The organism is Acinetobacter proteolyticus, assembly GCF_000367945.1.
Lineage (GTDB): Bacteria > Pseudomonadota > Gammaproteobacteria > Pseudomonadales > Moraxellaceae > Acinetobacter > Acinetobacter proteolyticus.
Genome location: NZ_KB849179.1, coordinates 251,894 through 274,948 on the forward strand (window position 1 = coordinate 251,894; position 23,055 = coordinate 274,948).

The 23,055-nt window shown below is 40.2% G+C and carries 18 protein-coding genes; 12 read left to right on the forward strand and 6 right to left on the reverse strand.

Features of this window, described 5'->3' with window-relative positions; translation table 11 throughout:
• Positions 1–157: 157 nt before the first annotated feature.
• The 9 genes from F993_RS15550 (at position 158) to F993_RS15510 (ending at position 13,816) form a co-directional block, all read left to right on the forward strand.
• Positions 158–1,861, forward strand: coding sequence for a ShlB/FhaC/HecB family hemolysin secretion/activation protein (locus F993_RS15550; protein ID WP_004652860.1), 1,704 nt, complete (start codon positions 158–160; stop codon positions 1,859–1,861).
• Positions 1,862–1,889: 28 nt separating this feature from the next.
• A complete protein-coding gene (locus F993_RS15545) occupies positions 1,890–7,718 on the forward strand; it encodes a DUF637 domain-containing protein (RefSeq protein WP_004652861.1) in 5,829 nt (1,942 codons plus the stop codon).
• A gap of 11 nt (positions 7,719–7,729) precedes the next feature.
• Complete coding sequence (locus F993_RS15540) at positions 7,730–9,130, forward strand: hypothetical protein (RefSeq protein ID WP_004652862.1); 1,401 nt, start codon at positions 7,730–7,732, stop codon at positions 9,128–9,130.
• Between the two features lie 225 nt (positions 9,131–9,355).
• Positions 9,356–10,015 carry an amino acid ABC transporter permease gene (locus F993_RS15535; protein WP_032812646.1) on the forward strand — a complete coding sequence of 220 codons (660 nt, stop codon included), beginning with the start codon at positions 9,356–9,358 and terminating at the stop codon, positions 10,013–10,015.
• The gene (locus tag F993_RS15530; protein WP_004652864.1) at positions 10,005–10,676 is read left to right on the forward strand and encodes an amino acid ABC transporter permease; all 672 of its coding nucleotides are present in this window, start codon (positions 10,005–10,007) and stop codon (positions 10,674–10,676) included. The genes F993_RS15535 and F993_RS15530 overlap by 11 nt, the downstream gene beginning before the upstream one ends.
• Positions 10,673–11,404, forward strand: a complete 732-nt coding sequence (locus F993_RS15525) for an amino acid ABC transporter ATP-binding protein (RefSeq protein ID WP_004652865.1) — start codon at positions 10,673–10,675, stop codon at positions 11,402–11,404. The genes F993_RS15530 and F993_RS15525 overlap by 4 nt, the downstream gene beginning before the upstream one ends.
• A gap of 18 nt (positions 11,405–11,422) precedes the next feature.
• The gene (locus F993_RS15520) at positions 11,423–12,325 is read left to right on the forward strand and encodes a transporter substrate-binding domain-containing protein (RefSeq protein ID WP_004652866.1); all 903 of its coding nucleotides are present in this window, start codon (positions 11,423–11,425) and stop codon (positions 12,323–12,325) included.
• Positions 12,326–12,358: 33 nt separating this feature from the next.
• Positions 12,359–13,225: a cysteine ABC transporter substrate-binding protein gene (locus tag F993_RS15515; protein ID WP_004652867.1), complete on the forward strand. Its 867-nt coding sequence runs from the start codon at positions 12,359–12,361 to the stop codon at positions 13,223–13,225.
• A 144-nt stretch (positions 13,226–13,369) separates the two neighbouring features.
• Positions 13,370–13,816 (forward strand): VOC family protein, encoded by a 447-nt coding sequence (locus tag F993_RS15510; RefSeq protein WP_004652868.1) that lies wholly within the window; start codon positions 13,370–13,372, stop codon positions 13,814–13,816.
• An 85-nt stretch (positions 13,817–13,901) separates the two neighbouring features.
• Here the strand turns inward: F993_RS15510 and F993_RS15505 are convergent, their stop codons facing one another.
• Positions 13,902–14,681: a TorF family putative porin gene (locus F993_RS15505; protein WP_004652869.1), complete on the reverse strand. Its 780-nt coding sequence runs from the start codon at positions 14,679–14,681 to the stop codon at positions 13,902–13,904.
• A 127-nt stretch (positions 14,682–14,808) separates the two neighbouring features.
• Positions 14,809–15,258: a winged helix-turn-helix transcriptional regulator gene (locus tag F993_RS15500; RefSeq protein WP_004652870.1), complete on the reverse strand. Its 450-nt coding sequence runs from the start codon at positions 15,256–15,258 to the stop codon at positions 14,809–14,811.
• A gap of 96 nt (positions 15,259–15,354) precedes the next feature.
• Between F993_RS15500 and F993_RS15495 the strand changes: the two genes are divergently transcribed.
• Positions 15,355–16,578, forward strand: a complete 1,224-nt coding sequence (locus F993_RS15495) for an MFS transporter (RefSeq protein WP_004652871.1) — start codon at positions 15,355–15,357, stop codon at positions 16,576–16,578.
• A 70-nt stretch (positions 16,579–16,648) separates the two neighbouring features.
• On the opposite strand, the gene F993_RS15490 is transcribed toward F993_RS15495, so the two are convergent.
• From F993_RS15490 to F993_RS15475, 4 genes are all read right to left on the reverse strand, one after another.
• Positions 16,649–17,527, reverse strand: a complete 879-nt coding sequence (locus F993_RS15490) for a copper resistance D family protein (protein WP_004652872.1) — start codon at positions 17,525–17,527, stop codon at positions 16,649–16,651.
• A 78-nt stretch (positions 17,528–17,605) separates the two neighbouring features.
• A complete protein-coding gene (locus F993_RS15485; RefSeq protein ID WP_004652873.1) occupies positions 17,606–17,977 on the reverse strand; it encodes a copper resistance CopC family protein in 372 nt (123 codons plus the stop codon).
• A gap of 118 nt (positions 17,978–18,095) precedes the next feature.
• Positions 18,096–19,286 (reverse strand): TCR/Tet family MFS transporter, encoded by a 1,191-nt coding sequence (locus F993_RS15480; protein WP_004652875.1) that lies wholly within the window; start codon positions 19,284–19,286, stop codon positions 18,096–18,098.
• A 315-nt stretch (positions 19,287–19,601) separates the two neighbouring features.
• The gene (locus F993_RS15475; protein ID WP_004652876.1) at positions 19,602–20,825 is read right to left on the reverse strand and encodes an MFS transporter; all 1,224 of its coding nucleotides are present in this window, start codon (positions 20,823–20,825) and stop codon (positions 19,602–19,604) included.
• A 150-nt stretch (positions 20,826–20,975) separates the two neighbouring features.
• Here F993_RS15475 and F993_RS15470 point away from each other — a divergent pair, with 150 nt between their 5' ends.
• Both F993_RS15470 and F993_RS15465 read left to right on the forward strand, forming a co-directional pair.
• A complete protein-coding gene (locus tag F993_RS15470) occupies positions 20,976–21,752 on the forward strand; it encodes an AraC family transcriptional regulator (RefSeq protein ID WP_004652877.1) in 777 nt (258 codons plus the stop codon).
• 99 nt (positions 21,753–21,851) lie between these two features.
• Positions 21,852–23,003: a winged helix-turn-helix domain-containing protein gene (locus F993_RS15465; protein WP_032812649.1), complete on the forward strand. Its 1,152-nt coding sequence runs from the start codon at positions 21,852–21,854 to the stop codon at positions 23,001–23,003.
• The last annotated feature ends 52 nt before the right edge of the window (positions 23,004–23,055 follow it).

Below are 23,055 nucleotides of genomic sequence, written 5' to 3' on the forward strand. Positions count from 1 at the left end.
TTGAAAAACATAGCCAAGGCAAATTATTTTACTAATAAATAGAGTGACTTGGTTATCTATTAATTAAAAAAGCCATACCTATTATTCTTTTAATTAGAGTGTAATATTTTTTTTGCACAATACATGTCTGTCTGTATATTGTTAATTTAAGTAATAAATGTATAAAAAATGTCTATTAACTTCGCTAATTATATTTTCAAGCTTGACGTATGCCGAAGAGCAGGTGGGTCAACAACAGACTAGAGATTATCTTTCGCAGAAACAGCAGATTGATCAGTTAACTCAATCCGTTGCTCCTTTTATTCAGTTACAACAAACCAAGGTTGATTCAAGCTATCCTTGGTTACAAAAGGAACCGATTTGTTTTGGCATTACATCTTTAGAGGTTGATGTTCCGACCACACATCCCAGTATAAAAACCGCAGATTTTAATCGTATATTTAAGGAACTAAAGTATTCAGACAATAAAGTTCTAGACCGCTGTATTGGTGAAAAAGGGCTTTCGGGCCTCGTGAATTACATCAATGAGCGTCTGGTTCAATTGGGTTATGTGTCGACTCAAGTGATGGTACCTGAGCAGGATCTTGCCACAGGACATTTACGCTTAACTTTAATTCCAGGGTTAATTGGGGAAATCCGACTTAAAAATAGTAAGAACCAAACTTTGAATTACCGTTTGCCTATGCACGCAGGCGATATCCTCAATATTCGTCAACTGGAACAAATTCTAGAAACCTTTGCTCGTTTACAAGGGATGCAGACCAGTTTCGATATCTTACCCAGCCAAAAAAGTGCTGAAGATGCAGGTTATAGCGATGTCGAAATTGTATGGGAGATTCGGGAGCGGAGCTTTATCACTGCTGGACTCAATGATGCGGGTAGTAAAAGTTCTGGTAAATACCAAGGCTATGCCAGCTATGCCATAGAAAACCCGCTTAATTTTGCAGATAGTCTATTTGTTTACTATACCAAGTCACTGAATGATTGGAACGCAGACCATACCGATTTTAATAATGTCTTTGTTTCCTACGAAGTTCCTTATCAAAACTGGCTGTTTAATATTAATGCCAGTCAATATACCAACACTCAAGAGCTAGAAGGCTTTGATCAGTGGTTTGATTATAAAACCATTAACAAAGATTTTAACTTTCAAGCACAACGCGAACTTAGCCGTAGTAAATCCTACCGCCTTTCAGGTTATGCGCAACTGTACCGAAAATCGGCATCTAGTTTTATTGAAGATGTCGAAATTGAAGTGCAACGTAAACGCACAGCAGGTTGGGAACTTGGCAGTAAATACCAGTTACGGCTCGGGCAGCAAACCATCAATGCTCAATTCAGTTATCGCAAGGGTACAGGCATCTTAGGAGCCAGCCAAACTGCTGAAGATATTACCGGTGAGGGCGATTCTCGCGCTGGGATCTGGAATGCTGCTTTTCAATATGCTGTGCCATGGCAGACTGCTAAAAATAACTTTATGTATCAGCTGAACTGGCAAGGACAGTGGAGTCCGCAGAAAGTGGTCAGTCAGGAAACTTTCAATATTGGTGGACGCTACAGCATTCGCGGTTATCGACCTGAGCAAAGCATTGTGGGCAGTAATGGACATTATTTACAACAGACCGTGCATTGGCTTAACCCTATTCCTAATTTCTCACTCTACGCAGGGCTGGATCAAGGACTGGTGACGGGTGAAGGCACTCAATATTACTCCGACCGTTATCTGTTAGGTAGCGTGATTGGTCTAAGAACTCAATTCAAACATCTCAATGGTGAGTTTTTCGTGGGTCGGGGACTGGTTGCACCTCAACATATCCAGAAAGACCTCATCACTGGTTTTAATCTCTCATTTAATTACTAAACAAACTAATGAATAAAAAGGTCACAATATGAACAAACAATTTTATCGAACTAAATTTAACGCCAAACTCGGGACGTATGTCGCAGTATCAGAATTGGCAAAATCCCATCAAGGTGATACCTCTCCACGCATTAAAGCTTCCATCCACAGTAATAATGATGTGTCAGAGACAAGTATTGCTGCAACTGGGCAACGAACTTTAAAACAATTGGTACTGGCACTTTCAGCCTTGATGGCGATTAGCCCGATTTATGCCAATGTGGTCGTGAATAATAATGCAGCTGCGGCGCATAAGGCGACTGTACTCAAGGAAGGCAATGCAGCCAATGTCTGGATTACAGCACCATCTGCATCAGGTGTGTCACGTAATAGCTATACCCAGTTTGATGTCAATCAAAATGGTGTGATTTTAAATAACTCACGCGGTGCAGCAACCAGTCAGATTACTAAAACCTCAATTGCAGCGAACCCGAATTTGGCAAAAGGAGCTGCGACCACAATTGTGAATGAGGTGGTTTCAAGCAATCCAAGTTTATTACAGGGTAATCTTGAGGTATTAGGATCAAGAGCAAACGTGGTGATTGCCAACCCAACTGGTATTACCGTGAATGGTGGTGGATTTATCAATGCCAATCAAGTCACGCTCTCCACAGGGGTACTAGGGTATAACAGTGATGGTTCAATTAAAGACCATACCGTTAAACAAGGTGCAATCACGATTAATCCGGATGTCAATAACCGAGGACTAGGTGGCAATGCGAATAATCCTGTTGCATTAGAACTGTTAGGTCGCTCCATTGCGATTAATGCACCAGTGAATGCCACGACCATTACCGCTGTTACAGGGGCAAACACAATTGCTGCTGATACAGGAGCTTTTACTGCAACGACAGGAACAGGGACAAAACCCACAGTTGCGATTGATGTCGCGCAGTTGGGAGGGCTTTATGCCAATAGTATTTATTTGTATGCCAACGAAGCAGGGGTAGGGGTAAACAATGCGGGGATAATCCAAGCGCTAAATAATGTAGTGCTGAATAGTAATGGCAAAATTGAACATAAAGGCACGATCAGTTCAACTAGCAAAACACAAGGTTTAGTGAGTATTATTACGACGGGTACAGGAGTTGCAGGAGACATCAACTCATCTGGAAGTATCAATAGCAATAGCATAATCAATATTGATTCAGGCAATAACCTCAATGTGAATGCCAAAGAAATTATGGTGAACCTTGGAGGTGTTACAGCATCACCATTATTGATCAATGTCAAAGGTAATTTAAATTTAGCTGCGAATAGCCGAATTTTTAACGATTCACAGAGTGGAGAGCTATATGTAGATGCGGCTAACATCAATTTAGCTACAAACTCAGGTATTACAAGTAACCGTGGTTCTGCTTATATTCAGTCACAAAAGGACATTATTGCAGCACAAGGTGCAAGATTAGTTGCAGCTCAAGATTTGAATGTGTCTGGTAAGGGCAAATTAGCATTAACAGGCAATACCCTTCAAGCCTCGTTAGGCTCAGTCAACCTAGAAGTAGACTCATCTAATACCCAAGGCTTAATTGATATTCAAGCTGGCACTATCTATGCAGGAAAAGACTTAAATTTATACAGTACTGGTGATATTAACTTAAAGAATTTAGGTTTGGCTGTGGAGAACTCAGCGAGCCGAGTGAAGAATATCAAAGCCTATAGTGGGCAGAATTTGAAGTGGGATAATGCTGGTATTATGTTACCGCAGATTACAGGAAAAGTTCAGTTAGATGCTGCGAATCAACTTGATTTGATTGGTGGCACAATTTCAAATAAAGACGATATTACACTCCAGGCCAATAAGATCAATTTAGGTACAGCACTGAGCTCTCAGAAGAATATCAATATTGTGTCTAAAGTCAGTGATCTTAACTTGGATAAGGCAATAACAGCACAAGGTAATATTAATGTTTCTTCTATGGCTGGTAGTATTACCAGTAATAGCTTAAAAGCTACCTCAGCTGGTAAGATTTCAATACTAGCTAATAAAAATATAAATGTGAATTCAAATCAAGATATATATTCAATGGCATCATATGATGTTATTACTACAGACCGTACGAATATAGATGGCGTTAAAGGGATTTTATTAGGGTCTGTTGGTGATGGAAAGGTTAATATTTTTTCTTCTGACTTAAACTCTACTCAAGGTGATATATCTATTGTTAGTGGTAGTGGGGTGAAAATTTCAGCTAATACTGATGTAAGTATGCATAATGATGATAATGGTCGATCTTTTTTTAGCCCGAATAGTTTTAAAGCACAAAATATTAATATTGATAATAAAGGTGGGGATTTATTTGTAGATAACACGCAGTTTAAAAATATGATGGGTGGATTGTTAATTAATAGTGGCGGTAAACTGAATATTAATACAAGTAAATTAGAGTCAGAAGCTAATATTGAAATTAATGCAAATGGAGGTATGGACTTGGCCTCAACGAAAATTAATTCTGCCCATCATACAGCTTTAAGCACGAAAGGAAATATTAATATTTCTGATTTAGAAAACCCAAGTACAAAAGGTATTTTTTCCTTGAAAAGTGATGGAGATATTAATCTTAAAAATAGTAAATTAAATGCTGGGGCAGTACTGATTGAAGCCAATAGTTTTAATCCTAACGAGGTTGAAATAATTACCGATGTTCCTTTTCTAATTTTTGATCCAAAAGAGCAACAAGCTCATGATATATTGTGGAATAAATCAAAATTAAGCCCATTGCTTGGTAGTATTTCAATACAAACCAATAAAGATCTTATTATCGATCCGAAAAAAATACAATTCCAAAAATATGGTTGGGGGAGCTTTGATCTAATATCTAAATCAGGTGATTTGAAAATATTAGGCTACTCGGGTCGTGGAGAAAGGGATTACTTTCGGGTGGTGACGGATGGTGTTGTTCAACTGCAAGGGCGTAATGTGGACTTACAATCCGTATCGTTAACGACTTCGAAGTTAACGACTGGGGATACAAATATTGTTGCGACAGACGGTAATATTAAAATTAGAGGGATCAAAGAGAACTTTACTGGACCAGATAGAATAAGAAATACCTCATGGCTTTTAGATACGAGTTGGAAAGACGCTGTTACGAATGGTGTAATCCATAATGTAAGTTCAATATTTACGGAAAGAAATTTAAACCTATCTGCAAAAAAAGGGATATCAATAAACGGTTCTACGCTTGGAGCTGAAAATCAGTTAAATATACAAGCACAAGGTCCATTAGACGAAGTTTATAAATCTACTGCAGTAAAAAACGGCGATAGTGCAAAGACATTAGGAGCCAGCATTATTGTAGATGCCAATGTAAATGTATTTGAAAGAGGTAAAGATACTGATGCAAACTATAGTTATCAAGAAGAGATTCAGGCGAGTCGTTTAACCGGACACAAAGGCGTGAATATCCGTGCTATGGGAACATCAGTTAATGATAATATTGTTATGCAAGGTGTTGATATTACTTCATATAGTGGTGATGTAAATATAGAGGCAGATCGTAGTATTCTCTTTGATGTTGCAGTTGAGTCTGGTTATGACAGAGCAACAAGAACAGAAGTGAAACGTTCATGGTATGGTAAGAAAAAAGTCTATACAACTACGGCAACAGGTGATGTTATTACTCCAGCATCGGTTGATATTGAAGGGAAAAATATTAATATTTTGAGTAAGTTTAAGCATCCAACCCGGCCAGAAACTTCAATTGATATGTATTCATCTCGACTTACGGCAAATGGAGGGAAAATTAATGTGCAGTCAGGGGGAAATATCAACTTGCTGAGTGTACCCGAGATTAGAAATACTAATGTCAATACGGTTAAGAAATCTTCTTGGTTAGGTGTGACATTAAACACATCTACGAGTAACGCAACACGTAATCAAGCGACCCAAATTCCAGCTAAACTTACAGCAGATTACATAGGCACTAAATCAGGTTATGACACTCGCCTCGATGGAACAGAATTTACTTACTTAAAAGGGGCGCATATAGAAGCTGGTGGGACAATTACTTTTAACCCTATTGTAGACCGAGTAGAGCAAGCTGTAAAAAAAGAGAGCAATTCAGTCGTATGGCAGTCAATGCAAGATAAAGGCTCAATTACAGAGACAGCAAAATTACCAAGTTTTAATGGGCCTGTTACACCAACATTTATCGCAAATGGTGGATTAACTGTACAAGTGCCGGTGGTTTCTGGTCAGAATAATGATGTTCGTGCGGAAGTAATCAAGCTTTCTAATCAACCTGGTAATGAATATCTAAAAGGACTGATTGCTCGGAAAGATGTCAATTGGGAGGCGGTAAAACTCGCTCAAGAGAATTGGGATTATAAACAGCAAGGTTTAACAGGGGCCGGTGCTGCGATCATTGCTATTATTGTGGTAGCTGCGACAGCTGGTGCTGGTGCTACAGCAGTAGGTGCGTTAGGTGGTACAGCATCAACTTTGGGTGGTTCTGCTGTTGCAATGACTCAGGCAGCAATTACAACTTTAGCGACACAAGCGAGTGTAAGCCTGATTAATAATGGTGGGGATATTACTAAGACTTTAAATGAGCTTGGTAGTAAAGAATCAGTAAGAGGTTTAGCGACAAGCATTGTAACAGCAGGTTTATTGAGCCAAGTAAGTACAGCTTTAAACCTTAAGCCTGATAGTACTTATTTTCCTGATCGTTTAATGAATAACTTTACAAGTTCTATTGGCTCAACTTTAGTACAGACAGCGATTAATGGCGGAAATTTACAGGATAATCTCCAAAAAGCCTTGCTAGCTGGATTGGCTGGTGCGTTACAAGGTGAATTAGCGAGTCAAATTGGAAATAGTTTAGATAAAGTTGATCCTAATACATTTGAATATGTTCTTCATAAAGTTGCTCATGCTGCTGCGGGCTGTGCAGCAGCGGCTGCAACGAAAGCTAGCTGTGAAGCAGGCGCTATTGGGGCTGGTGTAGGAGAAATCGTTGCAGGATTAATGCCTGATCCAGCCAATGGCATAGAATACACAGATGCAGAAAAACTAAAAATCCGGAATATTGGTAAATTGGTTTCAGGCACTGTCGCAGCATATGCTGGTTATGATGTAAATACTGCTGCTAATAGTGCTGATACTGCAATTCAGAATAACTCTTTAGTTAAATTAGCGACCACGACTGGTAAAGTTTTAGTTAAGACTTTGGATGAGTTTAATGCATTAAGAAAAGCAGGAAAACAAGTTACAAAAGATGATATTGTGGCATCTCTAAAGAAACAGAGTGCAGATGAGCTGATAGGCATTGCAGATGATTTATTAGCCGTATTTGGTAGAGGTACCTCATCATTTGATCGTGCTTTAGCGGCAATAGACTTAATCGTTGGAACCGACTTAAAACCTGGTAAGGGAGATTCACTGAAACTTGCAAAGACTGAACTAGATAAATTAAAAACAGATCGTTCCTTTGTTCAAACAGTTTACCAAAATAAAGTTGATGTTATTACACGCAATAGATTGAATGGTAAGGAGTTTGAAACGAGCGCTGCTAGTAAGTTAGGAATACAACGTAATACTGATCGACAAATGATTACTGTTAAAACAGAAAGAGATGGACAGATCAATATTATTCCAGATGCATTTGGCAATGGTGGTACATTAGTTGAGTTTAAAAATGTGAAGTATCTTTCGGATACCAAACAATTACGTGGGTATGAGGCAACTAAAAAACCTATTGAACTAGTTGTTAATATGGATACTGTTGTAACTAAAACAGTAAGGGATAATATTTTAGCTAATGGCGGTCGAATCCAGAGATTTAATTCAAAAACTCAGACAGTTCATCCATATTAAGAGATAATGTAATGAAATTTAAACGTCAAATTCACGCTCAAATCTATACACCTAATATGTTGACGGAACCAAAAGACTTTTTTAGACGTGTAAAGCATTATTGTGATTATTTTCCAGAAATGCTGCCAGAAAAATGTGGTTTTTGGTCACCATTAAAAATCCCATTTTCACCAGAGATAATAGAAAATATGATTCCTAATGATCGCGGTGGAGCTGCAGACCGACTGTCATGTCAGCGTTTAAAAAAACCGCGTTGTCAGATACAGTTTTCTCCATCACGACATGGACATACACATAGCACTGAGTATATTGGTCCTGAGCTTGAACAAATAGATCAAAAAAAATTAATAAATTATCTTAAGATCGCCACACTCCAATTTAATGGGGATTTAGCTGTTATTGATGCGAATCGGCATAAAGATCCAGATCCTAGAATTATTGAGGGATGGAGTAATGTTACACCCTATACTCATCAGCTTAAGCATTGGCTACCAGATATGTATTGGGGAGTTGTATTTGGTAAGCCATATGTTGATCTATTTGGTTTAGAGTGCCTGTTATCTACTCCTGCATATCTAGTCGAAAAATTGTCTGATCATGCAGTCTATATCCAACTGTCTGAACACTTACAAGATGTCTTTGAAAAAAATGACCAAATAGATGGTCAGCGTGAATTAGTGAAGCATCATTTGGGTTATGATGCATTTTGGTCTGCTGAAAAAAGTTATGTAATTAATATTGATTACAGATTTTTAAAAGGTTTGTCAGAACACACAGTTGTTCATATTCCTTTACAAACAAACTATACAGATGTATTTCGTGTACCTCATTTTAATTTAATTTCTGATAGTTATATGCAGGCAGAAACTCCCCCAGCAAATATATATACATATTTGAGTGAAATAAAAAAACTAGAAACTGATCAATGGTCTATTCAATTATCTCAAGCGTGGTTATTACGTCCTTTTGATCCTGTAGCACTTGGTTATAGTGCTAATGATATTTATAGTCATGGCGACGTGCAAGAAATAGAGTTTTTTTATAAACCAGATGGTTATGATTCACCTATTGAAAAAGAGTTGTTTATTGGTGCATGGGATAGAACTGATCAAGAAAAAATAAGTCGTCAAGAATATGCTGAATCTAGTATTCAAGCGTTGATTGAAAACTATCCGCCAGCAGCGTCAAAATGGGTGACAGTAGAAAGTAAGATTGTACATTTTGAAGAGTATTCAGAGGTTTATTTGGATCAAACCGACCAACAGGATTTCAATTTATTTCGTATAGCAATTAAAGTAATTATCTTCGATAGTTACTTTGTTAAGCTAACTTTTATGGACTACTGGTGTAACGAACTGAGCGAATCCAAGCAAATCTCTGATCCAATTTTTAGTTCGTTTCAAGTTAAATAATTACTTATATTTTATATGATTTTAAGTAGTAAGCTCTTGACAAAATAAGAGCTTACTTGTGTTTCTATTTTGATAAAATAAAGCAGACATTTATCATCCAAATTTCAGCAAAGCTTAGCAAATAATAATATTTCATGTGAAATTTCAATCAGCATAAACTCATCCAAAGATAAATAACAACAACGTATTTATCAAAAAAATCAATTTTTCAGTCGGATGTTTTCTTTGGATTGGCAGTATATACAGAGTGTGCTGCCGCAGTTCTATGCGGCCACCCTCATGACCTTAAAAATCTCCTTGATTGGTATCGTGTTATCTATTTTATTAGGGCTGATCTGCAGCGTAATCAGCACTTATCAGGTTCGAGTACTCAATAAAATTGTCAAAGTCTATATCGAGGTTTCCCGCAATACACCCTTGCTCATTCAGCTATTTTTTCTTTACTACGGTTTGCCTAAGATCGGGATCAAACTCGATGGATTTACCTGTGGTGTGATTGGTCTGACTTTTTTAGGTGGCAGCTATATGGCAGAAGCCTTTCGTGCAGGCTTACAGTCAGTTGCTCAAGGGCAGATTGATTCTGCTCGAAGTGTGGGTCTCAACGCCGTGCAAGTCTTTCAATATGTAGTATTTCCACAAGCATTGTCGCTGTCTATTCCAGCCATTGGTGCAAACTGCTTATTTCTGATTAAAGAAAGCTCCATCTTGAGTGCCATTGCAGTGGTGGAACTCCTGTTTGTGACTAAAGACTTGATTGGGATGGATTACAAAACTACAGAGGCTTTATTCCTATTAATCATGGCCTATCTGATTATCTTGTTACCTGTATCAGCTTTAACAAGTTATCTGGAATACCGCAGTCGGAAGGTGAGCCATGGGACTTGAGTATTTATTTCAACCGAGCCATGTCGAACGTTTGCTGTATGGCTTGCTGCAAACCATCGAAATTGCATTTCTATCCGTGTTTCTATCTGCCATTTTCGGGACAGTTTTTGGGGTGATCATGACCTCAAAAAATGTGTTGGTCAAAATCCTGTGCCGTTTCTATCTCGAAACTATACGAATTGTGCCCATCCTCGTGCTTTTATTTGTCTTTTATTTTGGTTTTGCAACTTGGTTTAACTGGCAGCTGTCATCATTTTGGGTCTGTATTTTTGTATTTACCTTATGGGGAACTGCGGAAATGGGCGATTTGGTACGTGCTTCGATTACTTCAATTGATCAGCATCAACGTGATTCGGCCTATGCAGTGGGCTTGAATCATATCCAAGCTTTAACTTATGTGATTTTCCCGCAAAGCTTAAAACGAGTAACCCCTGGCGCATTAAATCTGTTTACCCGCATGATTAAAACCAGTTCATTAGCAGTACTGATCGGGATGGTGGAAGTCCTGAAAGTAGGGCAGCAGATTATTGAAAATTCATTATTAACCGTTCCAAGTGCATCGCTGTGGATTTACGGTTTCATCTTCATTCTTTATTTCCTGATTTGTTATCCATTATCGCTTTTAGCAGCGCATTTAGAAAAAGTGTGGGAGAACGCATGACTTTGTTATCGATACAGCATTTACACAAGTTTTATAAACAAAGTCATATTTTGCATGGCATTGATTTAGACGTACAACAAGGTGAAGTGGTGGTAATTTTAGGCCCATCGGGTTGTGGAAAAAGTACCTTGTTGCGCTGTATCAATGGGCTGGAACCCATACAAGAAGGTGAAATTCACCTGAAAGATGTCGGGGTGTTGGGGCAGGACTTGCCGTGGGATAACGTGCGCCAGCAGATCGGGATGGTGTTTCAGAACTATGAATTATTCAAACATATGAATGTGATTGATAACATTTTGCTGGGTCCGCTAAAAGCACAAAAACGCCAACGCGCAGAAGTGGAACAACTGGCAGATCAATTGTTGCAGCGTGTGGGTTTGCTCGATCGTAAATATGATTATCCCTCCAATTTATCGGGTGGTCAGAAGCAGCGGATTGCCATCGTCCGTGCTTTGGTGATGCAACCGAAAGTGATCTTACTGGATGAAATTACCGCAGCCTTAGACCCTGAAATGGTGCGGGAAGTCTTAGACGTGGTGCTGAAATTGGCACAGGAAGGCATGACCATGCTGATTGTGACACATGAAATGGGCTTTGCGCGCAAAGTGGCAGATCGCATTATTTTCATGGATAAGGGCAAGATCATTGAACAAAGCTCGCCAGAAGCATTTTTTCAGCATCCGCAGACGGAACGCGCGAGAACCTTTTTAAATATTTTGAATTATTAAAAGCAATAAGAGGACTTTATGAAATTGAATTTAGCAATTGGGCAACAGCACTCTTTTTCAAAAACAAAAATGTTTGGTCTGGGCATCACTTTTGTACTGATGGCTGGCGTGTTGACGGGCTGTAATCAACCAGCTTCCTCAGAACACAAAGCTACAGCACAAGATACTTCACTGGAACAGATTCGGAAAAATGGCGTCTTGCGAGTTGGTGTATTTGCGGACAATCCACCTTTTGGTTATGTCGATAGCGCGGGTAAAAATCAGGGTTTTGATGTGGCCTTGGCAAAGCGTGTCACTCAAGATTTATTGGGTGATGAAAATAAAATCCAGTTTGTGATTGCGGAAGCTGCCAATCGGGTTGAGTTTTTAAAGTCAGGAAAAGTTGATGTGGTTTTTGCCAGCTTTTCGGTGACACCAGAACGGCAACAGGTGGTTGATTTTTCCGAGCCTTATTTAAAAGCATCTTTAGGAATTGTCTCTCCAAAAGCTAAAGCCATTACCGATGTTAAAAGTCTTGAAGGCAAAACTTTAATTGTAAATAAGGGCTCAAGTTCGGAGATTTATTTCAGTAAAAACTATCCCAAGATTCATTTATTGAAATTTGGACAAAATACTGATGCGTTTAATGCACTGATTGATGGTCGGGGGGATGCCATTTCCCAAGACAGTACTTATGCACTGGCATGGGCAGCCAAGAATCCGAATTATGTGGCAGGTATCCCACAAATTGGTAACGAAGATTTTATTGCAGCGGGCGTGAAGAAGGGCAATACCCAATTACTGAACTGGCTCAATGATGAAATTAAACAGCTCAGAGCGACAGGTGAAGTTCAAAAGATTTATGACCAAACCTTGAAGCCGATTTATGGCGAAAAAGTGAATCCAAATATCTTTTTGGATGTCGATATTTCCAAGCAATAACAGAATTTAAAACGTTAAAAAATAGGTGAACTTATGCAAACAATAACATTGTCAAATATTCAAAAATTACTGCTGGCTTCTATATTCAGTTTAGGACTGACGGCTTGTAATAAAAATCCACAGTCAGCAGAGAAATCGGCTGAGGCCTCAACGCAAGTCTCCAGTATTGAACAGATCAAGAAAAATGGGGTGGTGCGTATCGGGGTGTTTAGTGATAAGCCACCATTTGGTTATCTAGACGCACAAGGTAAAAATCAGGGCTTTGATGTTGAAATTGCCAAACATGTGGCCAAAGATTTATTGGGCGATGAAAACAAGGTTCAGTTCGTACTGACAGAAGCGGCCAATCGAGTTGAATATCTGAAAGCCAATAAAGTCGATATTATTTTTGCTAATTTTACCGTGACGCCTGAACGTGAACAAGTGGTGGATTTTGCCAAGCCTTATTTAAAAGTCGCCTTGGGAGTGGTGTCACCTAAAGACAAGCCGATTACCGATCTTGCCCAATTAAAGGATCAAACTTTATTGGTGAATAAAGGGACGACAGCGGACTCTTTCTTTAGCAAGCAACACCCTGAAATTAAGTTGCAAAAATATGAGCAAAATACAAAAACTTTTGATGCCTTAAAAGATGGTCGTGGTGCAGCGTTGGCCCATGACAATCTTTTAGTCTTAGCGTGGGCAAAAGAAAATCCAAATTATACCGTGGGGATTACCAATCTTGGCGAGCAGGATTTAATTGCACCCGCAGTACAAAAGGGTAACAAGGAATTATTGGATTGGTTAAATCAAGATTTGGAAAAACTAGCCAAACAAGGGGTGATTCATCAAGCCTATGAGAAGACCTTAAAGCCAGTCTATGGTGATGGTATTCCTGCCAAAGATTTAATTATTGAATAATCAGTAGTACTGAAGACAAAGGCGAGGCGAGATTAAATCTTGCTTCGCCTTTTTTATAGCTGAGTATTTACTTGAATTACAAAGTACAGACAGTGATCAGAAAAACCGCCCCTTAGAATGAATAAAACAAAGGGAATACATCAAATGCAAAGTACAGAAATAGATTTTATTGTGAAAGATAGCATAACTGCATTGGCGTTTTATGAGCGGGTTTTTGAGGTCGAAAGAATTGAAGTCGGTGATTTTGTCGTTGGACAAAATAGTGTGATTATGAGTATTCATGGGGTTCATTTTCATATGCTGGATGAAAATCCAGATTTCCAATTGCTGGCACCTACCCAAGAAAGCTATATCCCGATTTGGTTTAATATTACCGTCACTGATATCGAGAAAACATTGCAGCAGGCAGTTGATGCGGGTGCAGCGGTGATTCAGGCGGTGCAGGAGATGTCTAAAATGGGCATCAAAAATGCCATGTTTAAAGATCCGTTTGGCTATATGTGGTTATTGCATCAGGTACTTGAAGTCGTCGATTATGAAACACGAGCTCAGTTATTAGAACAACAAGGTTTTCAGCGTAAATCTGGTTAACAAATCAGTCGATAAAACTGCAATGTCATACAGCAAGCCTCATATTTGTTGATGCTTGCTGTAGTTCGCTCATTTGATCTTTATTCTAAAAAGACTTGGTCAAGCTAAACACGGCGGCGGTTTTAACACCTTTTTTATTGCTATCGGAATAACCTGTGTGATCTAGGTTGGTCCCAATTGCAGCCAATTCCGCACTTAAGTTCATCGGTTTGTAATTATAATTCGCTCCGATTTTCCAGTCGAAAAAATGATCTTTGGCATTTTCACCATAAATGGCTTGGCTGGCTTTGGAATAGCCTAAGCTCGCAACGGCACCAAAGTTGGTTTCGGCAATGGGAGTAGTATATAAAAGGTTAAAATACCAATTTTTGATATTTTCACCGAAGTTTTGGCGAGTGGTTTTTCCGCCGTATTGAGGGGTATAGCTCACACTCGGTGTAAAGCTATCATTATCGTTCAAAGCATTATTGATGATTAGTTTGAGATAGTATTCGTTATAATTTAAATCGCTTTTTCCCACGTAATGATAACGTAGCATACCGATATCAAAGGTGGGCTGGAATTTCCCTAAGCTTATCGGAGTCGTATAGCCAATAAAAGGATCGATTTCTAAGTGTGCTTCATCACCAAAATCGACATTTGATGCAAAAGCCGCGACATAGAATCCAGAAGAATGGTTTAAAATAAAGTTACTTTGTAAGGCTGCATCATTTTGGGTTTGAGTTTGACCACGCCAGCGATATTCACTGGCCAAAGCGACATTTCCATTCAGCACTAAATTCGATGTTGTGGGCTGATCTGATGCAAATGCATAATTTGACGAGCAAGCTGAAATCAAAGCCAATAATTGATGAAAACCTTTCATAACATCCTCAGCATGTGAGTTAAATTTGATGTCATGTATATTAGGTTCTAATATTTTGATAAATAATAAAATTATCGTAAATTCTGCGTAAACAAAGCATAAATTTTTAACGCATATTTTATAGATACTATAGATTCACTTTTAATACTTCTGTTGTATCCATGTCTAAGATATGTCCTTTACTTGAGCTGAGTGTCATTAATGGCACAGGTTTTTGGGTCGATTTTTCGATCAGGACAGAATGCGCTTCATTTTCCCCAAATAAATATTGTTCACCCCATTGGCGTAATGCAACCACAATCGGGAACAGCTGTTTTCCTTTATCCGTCAAAATATATTCTTGATAGGCTGTGCCATCAGACGCAGCTCGCAGTTCCAGAATTTCAGCATCAATTAATTTATGTAGTCTGTTGGACAAAATATTACGTGCAACACTCAGACTACGTTGTAGATCACCAAAGCGATGTATCTCATCCATCACATCTCGAATAATCAGCAATGACCAACGATCTCCAATCACATCAACACAACGTGCAACAGGGCAAGGTTCATCTACGGAAGTTTTATCGAGTGACATCGCATTCTCGGAACAGTTAGAACAGACTAGTTGCATTTTAAAACTAGATGACTTATGGTTCAAGTAGTTTTAATTTGAAACTGGTTGGGCGGTGCCATGAATAGTCCTAGCACATCTGCTTTATCACAAAATGAAAAGCATTGTTTAATCCAGTCCAAAAAATTGCCGACCAGTTTGGTGTGGCTATTTGCCATAGCAAGTGGTCTGAGTGTTGCGAATGTTTATTATGCACAACCATTACTTGATGCAATTGCAACGGATTTGGCAATCAGTTATGCCGCTGTTGGTAGTGTCATTCTCGTGACTCAAATGGGTTGTGCGATCGCTTTATTGTTGTTAGTCCCATTGGGGGATCGAGTTGATCGCAGGCGATTAATGCTATTACAGCTATTCGGATTGGTGCTTGCATTGACTGCTGTAAGTATCACTAAAACGGCTGTAGGCATATTTGCAAGTATGTTTGCTGTTGGCATGCTAGGGACTGCCATGACGCAGGGACTGATTGCCTATGCTGCAAGTGTTGCCGAATCCCATGAGCGTGGATATGTCTTAGGTACAGCACAAAGTGGCGTGTTTATCGGATTGTTATTAGCACGAGTTTTTGCTGGAGGTGTGAGCGATTTAGCTGGATGGAGGAGCGTATATTTTTGTGCGGCAACACTGATGTTGATGATTGCATTCCCACTTTGGAAATCCTTGCCGGTACGGTCTAATAGACAGAATACGTTGGCTTATCCTCGTTTGATTTTGTCGATGTTAAGTTTGCTTTATCACAATAAACTATTACAAATACGAGGCATATTGGCATTGCTGATGTTTGCAGTGTTTAATATTTTTTGGAGTGCATTGGCTTTATTGTTGAGTTCTCCTCCTTATCAGTATTCCCATACCGCTATTGGTGCATTTGGCTTGGTTGGGGTACTGGGTGCGTTAATGGCAACAAAAGCAGGGCAATGGTCAGATAAAGGCTTTGCACAAAGAACCAGTGCTTTTGCATTGCTCGTCATCTTGTTGTCTTGGTTGGCATTCGCTCAAATGGAATACTCAATTGTGGCATTAATCATCGGTATTTTATTACTTGATCTAGGCGGACAAGCATTACATGTCACCAATCAAAGCATGATCTTGCAAACTGGACAGGACAATCAAAGCCGCTTGATTGGGCTGTATATGTTGTTCTATGCCGCAGGCAGTGGATTAGGAGCAATCACAACAACCATCACCTATGCAAAAGCGGGATGGTATGGCGTTTGCCTACTGGGTGCCTGCGGAAGTCTAATGGCATTATTATTTTGGTGCTTAACACGGCATGTTAAATAGTCATTAGACACTGTGTAGAAACATAAGGTTAATCGATAGATATTAAAATCAGCATCAACATTATAATAAATCACTCAATGCCAACAACAGTCGTAATATAGGCTGTTGTCATTAAAATGAGTAGGCCAAGCGACATTTCAAACAGGATGGCATAGCCCAATTGTTTGGCAAATTGCGGTTGTTGCAAACGTGGGGTGAAATACCATTTATTAAAAGCTGCTAATAATAAGATGCTGATCACAAATAACAGTTTAATGATAAAACCTTGCCCATAAGGCGTCGCGAGGAGGGTATCAACATCCTTAAACAAGAGCAGAGCGATGCTGACGCCGCATGCAATTAATATCGCCACAATAAATGCCGCAATCCGACCAAATAAATGCATAGACTGCTTTAATGGTAGCCCCGTGATGATGTGGCTGATTTTCCATAATGGGTACAGTGATCCCATCCAGACAGACATTAAAAGCACATGCACAGTCAATAACAGCTGAGCAAAAATAGACAGGTTGGTGACATGACCCAGTTGAGAAAAACTGTAAGCGATCAGCAGTAAAGCACTGGTCAGACAGAATTTTTCAAGTGTTGTCACTTTATTACTTTTCCGATTCAGTCTAAAAATCAGCAAGCCGAGGATCAGTGCAAAGCAGATGATACGAATCAGATGGATGTGCCCAGTAGCGGTGTTCAATATAATATTGATATAGGTCCAATTAAACATGCCGCCTAGACCGCTATTAGAAAAACTACCAATTAAAAGTAAGAAAGCTAAAATGCTTGAAATCAGTCCTATAGCTGCACCGAGTGTCATATATTGAATTAAGCTATTTTTGATTGCGTTATAACGTGCTAATAGGAAGTAACAGAAAGCTGCGCCTATCACCATAGCACTACCAAGATAGAGACTTATTTTGTTGAACCAAGCGGCAAATATCCAATATTCAGACATTATTTTTATTCCTTTGTATGAACAATTTGCCAACTGATCAAGTTAGTAAATTGTTCATAGATCGTTATGCGCGATGTCTTATTTAAAGCTGAAGCTATATTCGCCATTCATGTTATGGCCATCTTTGCCCATGGTGCTCCAAAGCACGGTATATTTACCTTTTTTCAGGGTGGGGATGGCAACATCAAAGGTTTTTTTCAAGTCATGACTGACTTTGTAATTCAATGGAAGTTCACGGCGTTGTTCATCTAAAACTTGAATCTTCATTAACATCACCTCATCACCAAAATTAAGGCTTAGATTTTTAGGTTGGGTTGAAACAATGGTATTTGCAGCAGGGCTAGCACTGATCAAGCTGACATGTGCAAAGGCGGTTGATGCGACGATGGTGAGGGTTGTACCGACAATCAGGTTGCGTAACATGGTTTTACTGTTTTGTACAAAACTCATTTCTTATCCTCTTTGAAGCATGATGTATGGGAAATGGCACAATCAGCACCATCTGGTTTCATGTTTGATTATCCAAGCTGCATCAGTACTTCTACGCGACAGGAAAATTACGTTTTTGTCATTTTGAGGAGTGTATGTTTGGCTTGAGGCTACGAATCACAATAGGTAGCGCAAGCAAATAAATCATGACCACACTCAGCCAGATTGCGCCCGGCCACACAGCTTGAAATTGAAAATACAGCGTAGAAAACAACAGGGGGGCAAACATTGAAGCCAAGCTAATTGTCGATGCAATAATGCCTTGAAATTGACCTTGTTGTTCTGGTGAAACTTTTTGAGAGGCTAAAGCTTGTAAAGACGGTGTACCGATACTGCCTAAGGCGAAAAGAGGCATGATGGCAAAAATGATCCAGCCTTGCTGAGCAAAGGCCATGCCCCCTAAGGCGAGACAAGTACAGCTTATCCCCACAAAGACGGTGTTGCGATCACCCAAGAATTTTGAGGCATGTTGAGGAACAAAAGCCTGAACCAACATTTGGCATAGACCAAACATTCCTAACGAAAGACCGATCCAGAAAGTATTCCATTGAAAGGCGGCATGCCCCCATAAAGCCCAACAAACCGCATAGGCTTCACCTGTGGCACTCAAGATAAAAAAGGTGGCAATCAAGGGGACTACATTCGGGATCGAACGAACTGATGCAAAAGCTTTAAATGGATTGAGTGTTATTGCAGAGTCTTGATGAGGATGATCTGCTGTTTTTGATTCAGGTAGTGCCCAATAGGCCAATAAAAAGTTGAGAGCTGTGAGTATGGCTGCAATCAAAAAGGGAAGTCTGAGCCAATATTCACCGAGCAAACCCCCAAGGATTGGCCCAATGATAAAACCTGCGCCAAACATCGCGCTCATGTGACCAAAGTATTTGGCACGTTGTTCTGGCTTTGCAATATCAACCAGATAGGCGGAAGCAACAGACATGTTGGCGCTGCTCATGCCTGCAATGATCCGCCCGATTAATAACAGTACGAGGCTATGTGAAAAGGTGAGCAATAGATAGTTGATGGCTGAGCCCGCCAGTGACAACAGCAGAATTGGACGCCGTCCAAACTTGTCACTTAATGCACCCAGAATGGGGGAAAAGATAAATTGCATCGCGGCATAGAGACTACCAAGCAGACCGATGTACAGCGCAGTTTGGTGATGATGGGTAATCTCTTGAAGTAAGGCGGGTAAAATTGGAAAAATCAGCCCGATACCAACAGCATCTAAAGCAATGGTCAAAAAAATAATAAATAGAGAGCGATTCATAAAGCGTCCTATCGAAAAAGCAGGTACAGCAATGCTGCGAAAACCTGTTAACGATGCCTGATAACAACTCAAGCCCTGATGAACGCTGACCGAATCTTAAAGATTGGGATGTGTGTTGATGAATTCTTTTATCAAATCAAAAAAGACATCAATTTTTCGCGATTTTTTATCGTAACCATGAAGATGAATGAATATAACAATCCACACATCTGCTGAAAATTTTAGCACTTAACCGTGAAGAGAAACAAGATCATGCTTATTTATGGGAGCAGATGCATCAGGCTCGTTGGCATGCTACATCTGCTCATAAAATAATTATTTTTTGGTATTTGGCAATAATGCCGTCATAAAACCTAATAATGGTAGGAAAGAGCAGAGCTTGTACACCCATACAATGCCATGGGTATCAGCTAAGTGACCAAGACCTGCTGCGCCAATCCCACCAATACCGAACATAAGACCAAACATCAAACCAGCAACCATACCAACACGACCAGGTACCGCTTCTTGTGCATAGACCACTAAGGCTGAGAAGGCTGAAGACATGACTAAACCAATAATAATGACCAGTATTGCTGTGCCAGTTAAGCCGACATAAGGCAACATCAGCGCAAATGGGGCAATGCCTAAGAATGACACCCAAATCACAGCTTTACGTCCAATACGGTCTCCAACTGGACCTCCAGCAAAAGTACCCAGTGCTACTGCACCTAAAAATATAAATAGATACAGCTGAGAGGTTTGAATGGACACGTTAAAGCGTTCGATCAGATAGAAAGTAAAATAATTGGTAATGGCCGCGATATAGATAAATTTCGCAAACATCAACACACAAATCACGGCCATGGCCTGAATCACTTGTTTACGGGTCAAGGTCGAGATCGCCTTTTGACTGGCAGTGCGTTGTACTGGTGCTTGTTTGACGACCCATTTGGTGACGCGCAATAAAACGAAAATCGCCAAAGCCGCAACCAAGACAAATAAGCCAATCGCCCCTTGTCCATTCGGGATAATCACAGCCGCAGCCATTAATGGCCCAATCGCAGAACCGGTATTGCCTCCGACCTGAAACATGGATTGGGCTGTACCAAAACGCCCACCTGATGCTGTACGGGCGATACGAGAGGCCTCAGGGTGAAAGGTTGATGAGCCTACTCCAATCAGTGCAGCAGCAAACAATAAGCCTTGAAAGCTTGCTGCAATTGCCATCAAGCCAATACCAAGCAGTGTGGCTGCCATGCCTAAAGGTAATAAATAAGGTTTTGGGTGTTTATCGGTATACAGGCCAATCCAAGGTTGTAATAAAGAGGCAGTGATTTGATAGACCAAAGCAATCCAGCCAATTTCAGCAAAACTTAATGAAAATTCGGCCTTCAACATCGGATAACTTGCAGTGACCACAGCTTGAATCGAATCATTTAACAGATGGGCAAACGCAACTGCACCTACAACGCGTAATACGAACTTCTGGGGTTGATCATTCGGTGGAAATTGCGCTTGTGGATATGCATTCTCAAGAGTGCCTGTATTGCTTGCCATGATTGCTCCAACACGTTGTATCAGCTTAAATGGTGATGCTGAAAGAGGTTTGTTTTTCAGTGCGTTTATCCTAAACTGAACAGAAATCGGCCCACAATCATATTTGGGACAGATAGTATCGAGTTCAGGCCATTTTCAGGGATGAGAGCAATGCGCAATATTCAGGTCAATGATTTTCAGGATGTGCCGCGTAATGTGATGGCAACAGGCAATGACTACCCAGATGGTCATCTTCTGGCAAGTCATCGTCATAGCAGAGGTCAATGTCTATATGCCATTACAGGCGTACTTACGGTGATCACCCATACTGGAAGCTGGGTGGTTCCACCCAAACGTGCCCTTTGGATTCCAGCAGGGATTGACCATGAAGTACACATGGGGGGGATCACCAAAACACGCAGTGCTTATATTCTTCCAGAAGCTGCAATGCAGGCAGATTTGCCCAGCCATTGTGCAGTGATCAATGTATCACCGTTATTGCATGAACTATTGTCTACAGCAGTTGATCTCCCTGCGGAATATCAGTTGGGTGGCCGAGATGATTATTTGATGCGTTTGATCATTGAAGAAATTGCGTTGATGCCTGAACTGCCTTTAAATGCGCCCTTACCACAAGAGCCGCGTTTAGCTGCCTTGTGTCTGCAATTGTTGAAGACACCGAGTCTGGAGGATGATCTTGATCAAATTGCGCTGCAGGTGGGGATGAGTCGTCGTAACTTTACGCGGATTTTTCGGCAGCAAACAGGGATGAGTTTTAGCAACTGGCGGCAGCAAGCCTGTTTACTCAATGCGTTGACCCGAATGGAATTGGGCCAATCCATTACCAGTGTGGCAATGGAGCTGGGTTATAGCAGCAGCAGTGCTTTTACTGCAGCCTTTAAACGTTCTTTAGGAGCGGCACCACGTTTTTATTTACAAGGGAAATAAGCAAGGAATTGGCAGGATTGTGTTAATTTAGTTCGAATAACGGCCATTATTTTGCTTTCGTTCATCATGGTTGATGAACACTATTTATACGATAATATTATGATTTCATTATTAAAACGCTTAGCTTTATCCCATCAGGGTTTAGAACAAAACAATAAATTTGGTGAGGGCTTATCTGGAACACAACAGGCGATTGAACATCTGGGTTATGTGCAAATAGATACCATTTCTGTCGTGGAACGTGCCCATCATCATGTGTTGTGGAGTCGGGTGCCGAATTATCAATTGGGTCATTTAAATCAACTGGTACAAGATCAGCTTGTTTTTGAGCATTGGGCGCATGCGGCATCCTATTTACCGATGCGAGATTATCGCTATGCTATGCCTTTGATGAATTCAGTGCGTAATGGGGAAAGCCGTTACTTCTCAAGAGGTGATCAGCAACTCATGCATGAGATTCTAGCTCAGGTGAAAGCCGAAGGCAGAATCCGACTTAGAAATATGGAAAAAGGCAAACGGGAAGGTGCCGCAGGTTGGTGGAATGCAGGGCCGAGCCGTAAGGCGATTGAGCAGTTATTCATGCAAGGCGATTTAATGATCTGTGAACGTAATGGCATGGAAAAAGTCTATGACCTGACTGAACGTTGCATACCGCAGGGCATTGATCTAAGCACACCGACTTTACAGGAGTATGCACAGTATTTATTGGATACGGCCATACGCGCTCATGGCGTATTTACATGGAAGCAATTACTGCATTTGAAAACCAATAAGGATTTACGTGAAATCATGCGTAAATTACTCGATGAGCAGATTGATGCAGGCGTGATTAACCTGATTAAACTTGAAAATGGGCAAACAGTTTATGTGGCCAGAGCAGTGTTAGCGCATGAACCGAACATCCAAATGGAGGTCAAAATATTGTCTCCTTTCGATAATCTGGTCATTCATCGTGAGCGTTTAAGCAGCTTATTTGAATTTGATTATCGCATTGAATGCTATGTACCTGCAGCCAAAAGACAATATGGTTATTTCTGCTTACCGCTGCTTTATGCAGATGATTTTGTTGGACGAATCGACTGTAAAGTGCATCGTCGTGAACAAAGATTAGAAGTGATAAGTTTGCATTTAGAAGATGCCAATATGCGAAATCGAGATGAGTTCCTGCTTGTATTAGAACAAGAATTACAACGTTTCGCTCAGTTTAATCAATGTACGAGTATTGATCTAGATAAGATCAAGATGGGATAGGGCGAGTTATCTATCCTTGATGCTCGCCGTTTTGTCTCAATAGTCACTTCGC

What these genes read in the sequence shown, in the direction of transcription:
- F993_RS15480 (WP_004652875.1), bottom strand. Translation starts at nt 19,286, where the DNA reads ATGAATCGCTCTCTATTTATTATTTTTTTGACCATTGCTTTAGATGCT.
- F993_RS15510 (WP_004652868.1), top strand. Translation starts at nt 13,370, where the DNA reads ATGCAAAGTACAGAAATAGATTTTATTGTGAAAGATAGCATAACTGCA.
- F993_RS15540 (WP_004652862.1), top strand. Translation starts at nt 7,730, where the DNA reads ATGAAATTTAAACGTCAAATTCACGCTCAAATCTATACACCTAATATG.
- F993_RS15505 (WP_004652869.1), bottom strand. Translation starts at nt 14,681, where the DNA reads ATGAAAGGTTTTCATCAATTATTGGCTTTGATTTCAGCTTGCTCGTCA.
- F993_RS15550 (WP_004652860.1), top strand. Translation starts at nt 158, where the DNA reads ATGTATAAAAAATGTCTATTAACTTCGCTAATTATATTTTCAAGCTTG.
- F993_RS15520 (WP_004652866.1), top strand. Translation starts at nt 11,423, where the DNA reads ATGAAATTGAATTTAGCAATTGGGCAACAGCACTCTTTTTCAAAAACA.
- F993_RS15465 (WP_032812649.1), top strand. Translation starts at nt 21,852, where the DNA reads ATGATTTCATTATTAAAACGCTTAGCTTTATCCCATCAGGGTTTAGAA.
- F993_RS15545 (WP_004652861.1), top strand. Translation starts at nt 1,890, where the DNA reads ATGAACAAACAATTTTATCGAACTAAATTTAACGCCAAACTCGGGACG.
- F993_RS15500 (WP_004652870.1), bottom strand. Translation starts at nt 15,258, where the DNA reads ATGTCACTCGATAAAACTTCCGTAGATGAACCTTGCCCTGTTGCACGT.
- F993_RS15515 (WP_004652867.1), top strand. Translation starts at nt 12,359, where the DNA reads ATGCAAACAATAACATTGTCAAATATTCAAAAATTACTGCTGGCTTCT.
- F993_RS15490 (WP_004652872.1), bottom strand. Translation starts at nt 17,527, where the DNA reads ATGTCTGAATATTGGATATTTGCCGCTTGGTTCAACAAAATAAGTCTC.
- F993_RS15495 (WP_004652871.1), top strand. Translation starts at nt 15,355, where the DNA reads ATGAATAGTCCTAGCACATCTGCTTTATCACAAAATGAAAAGCATTGT.
- F993_RS15530 (WP_004652864.1), top strand. Translation starts at nt 10,005, where the DNA reads ATGGGACTTGAGTATTTATTTCAACCGAGCCATGTCGAACGTTTGCTG.
- F993_RS15470 (WP_004652877.1), top strand. Translation starts at nt 20,976, where the DNA reads ATGCGCAATATTCAGGTCAATGATTTTCAGGATGTGCCGCGTAATGTG.
- F993_RS15485 (WP_004652873.1), bottom strand. Translation starts at nt 17,977, where the DNA reads ATGAGTTTTGTACAAAACAGTAAAACCATGTTACGCAACCTGATTGTC.
- F993_RS15525 (WP_004652865.1), top strand. Translation starts at nt 10,673, where the DNA reads ATGACTTTGTTATCGATACAGCATTTACACAAGTTTTATAAACAAAGT.
- F993_RS15475 (WP_004652876.1), bottom strand. Translation starts at nt 20,825, where the DNA reads ATGGCAAGCAATACAGGCACTCTTGAGAATGCATATCCACAAGCGCAA.